This is a genomic window from Arthrobacter agilis, assembly GCF_002953615.1.
Classification (GTDB): Bacteria; Actinomycetota; Actinomycetes; order Actinomycetales; family Micrococcaceae; genus Arthrobacter_D; species Arthrobacter_D agilis_B.
On record NZ_CP024915.1, the window covers coordinates 1,704,571 to 1,707,110 of the forward strand.

Sequence of the window (2,540 nt, forward strand, 5' to 3'; positions counted from 1 at the left end):
GTCTTCGACGACGTGGACAGCAGGGCGACCACGCCGTAGGCGACCACTCCTGCCACCGCCGTCATCGCGACGCTCCGCGCCCAGAGCCCGCTCAGCAGGAACAGGCTGCCGGCGAGCGCCAGTGCGGCCACCGCGCCCACGGGCAGCGCCGTACCGGCGACGAAGAGCACGTGCGCGTGCAGCAGCGTCCCGAACACCGCTGCCGTGATCCCGGCGACGGCAGCCCCCACCACGGCCACGAGGCGGCCCGGAGCGGACGTCGCGGGGCCCGACGACCCGGGCCGGGCGCCAGGAGCCGCGGCCGCTGCCGCAGCCGCCCGTCGATCGTCGTCGCTCCCGTACCGTCCGGCGGCCGATGCGTCCGGCACGGACGGGTCCGCCCGCGAGATCGGGCCGGAGTCCCCCGTCCCCGGGAACGCCGAACGCCGGCCCTCCCCCGCTGGGGAGGCGCCGGCGTCGTCGTGTGCCATGGTGCTGGTGGAGCTAGGCGCGGGCGCGTGAACGCGAGGCGCGCATGCGCTCGTTGGCGTCGAGGATGACCTTGCGGATACGGATGGACTCCGGCGTGACCTCGACGCACTCGTCCTCGCGGGCGAACTCGAGGGACTCCTCGAGCGTGAGGTTGCGGGGCGGGGTCAGGTTCTCGAAGGTGTCGGAGGAGGCCGCACGCATGTTGGTGAGCTTCTTCTCCTTCGTGATGTTGACCTCCATGTCATCGGCGCGTGAGTTCTCGCCGACGATCATGCCCTCGTACACCTCGGAGGTGGGCTGCACGAAGAAGGAGCCGCGCTCCTGCAGGTTGATCATCGCGAACGGGGTCACGACGCCGGCGCGGTCGGCGATCATCGAACCGTTGGTGCGGTACTCGATGTCACCGGCCCACGGCTCGTAGCCCTCGGAGATCGACGCCGCGATGCCGGCACCGCGGGTGTCGGTCAGGAAGCGGGTGCGGAAGCCGATCAGGCCTCGCGCCGGGACGATGAACTCCATGCGGACCCAGCCGGTGCCGTGGTTGGCCATGTTGGTCATCCGGCCCTTACGGGCGGCCATGAGCTGGGTGACGCCGCCGAGGTACTCCTCGGGGACGTCGATGGTCATGTGCTCCATCGGCTCGTGGATCTTGCCGTCGATGGTCCTGGTGACCACCTGGGGCTTGCCGACCGTGAGTTCGAAGCCCTCGCGGCGCATCTGCTCCACGAGGATGGCCAGCGCGAGCTCGCCGCGGCCCTGGACCTCCCACGCGTCGGGGCGCGCGGTGGGCAGCACGCGGAGCGACACGTTGCCGATGAGCTCCTTGTCGAGGCGGTCCTTGACCTGGCGGGCCGTGACCTTGGCGCCCTTGACCTTGCCGGCGAGCGGCGAGGTGTTGATACCGATGGTCACGGAGATCGCGGGATCGTCGACCGTGATGAGCGGCAGCGGCTGCGGGTTGTCGACGTCGGTCAGGGTCTCGCCGATGGTGATGCCCTCGATGCCGGCGACGGCGACGATCTCGCCGGGTCCGGCGGAGTCGGTGGGAACACGGTCCAGCGCCTTGGTGGCGAGGAGCTCGGTGATCTTGACGGACTTCAGCTCGCCGTTCTGGCGGGCCCAGGCGACGGTCTGGCCCTTGCGCAGCGTTCCGTTGAAGATGCGCAGCAGGGCGAGGCGGCCGAGGAACGGCGAGGCATCCAGGTTGGTCACGTGTGCCTGCAGGACACCCTCGGGGTTGTAGCGGGGTGCGGGGATGTGCTCGATGATCGTCTGGAACAGGGGCTCCAGGTTGTCGTTCGACGGCACGGTCCCGTCCGCCGGCTGCTCGAGCGAGGCGGCACCGGCGCGGGCGGCGGCGTAGACGACGGGAACGTTGAGGATCGCGTCGAGGTCGAGGTCGGGGACCTCGTCCGCGAGGTCGGAGGCGAGGCCGAGGAGCAGGTCCATGGACTCGCTGACGACCTCCTCGATGCGGGAGTCGGGGCGGTCGGTCTTGTTGACCAGCAGCACCACGGGGAGCTTGGCCGCGAGGGCCTTGCGGAGGACGAAGCGGGTCTGGGGCAACGGGCCCTCGGACGCGTCGACGAGGAGGACGACGCCGTCGACCATGGACAGGCCGCGCTCGACCTCACCCCCGAAGTCGGCGTGGCCGGGGGTGTCGATGACATTGATGGTGATCGTCTCGCCCTTGGCGGACGGACCGTCGTAGAACACCGTGGTGTTCTTGGCGAGGATGGTGATGCCCTTCTCGCGCTCGAGGTCACCCGAGTCCATGACGCGGTCGGCGACGTCGCCGTGCGCAGCGAACGAGTTGGTCTGCTTCAGCATGGCATCGACCAGGGTGGTTTTTCCGTGGTCAACGTGGGCCACGATGGCTACGTTGCGGAGATCGCTGCGGACAGCGGTGTTGCCTGTGGTTTCAGACATGCGTAAGGACTCAATTCAGTATCAACTGCGGGGAAAGTGACGGCGGCTGCAGTGCGCGCCCTCCTACCAGTCTAGGCGAGAGGTAAAAACAGACCTAATGCGCCCTGTCAATCGGCGTCCGGATTCGCTGTGGGCGCACA

Annotated in this window: 1 protein-coding gene and 1 pseudogene; both read right to left on the reverse strand. The window is 69.1% G+C overall.

Features of this window, described 5'->3' with window-relative positions:
• Positions 1-470 (reverse strand): annotated as a pseudogene (locus CVO76_RS08170) (hypothetical protein); the annotation flags it as partial.
• Positions 471-483: 13 nt separating this feature from the next.
• Positions 484-2,400, reverse strand: a complete 1,917-nt coding sequence (typA, locus tag CVO76_RS08175) for a translational GTPase TypA (protein WP_208741611.1) — start codon at positions 2,398-2,400, stop codon at positions 484-486.
• Positions 2,401-2,540 lie beyond the last annotated feature (140 nt).

What these genes read in the sequence shown, in the direction of transcription:
- typA (WP_208741611.1), bottom strand. Translation starts at nt 2,400, where the DNA reads ATGTCTGAAACCACAGGCAACACCGCTGTCCGCAGCGATCTCCGCAAC.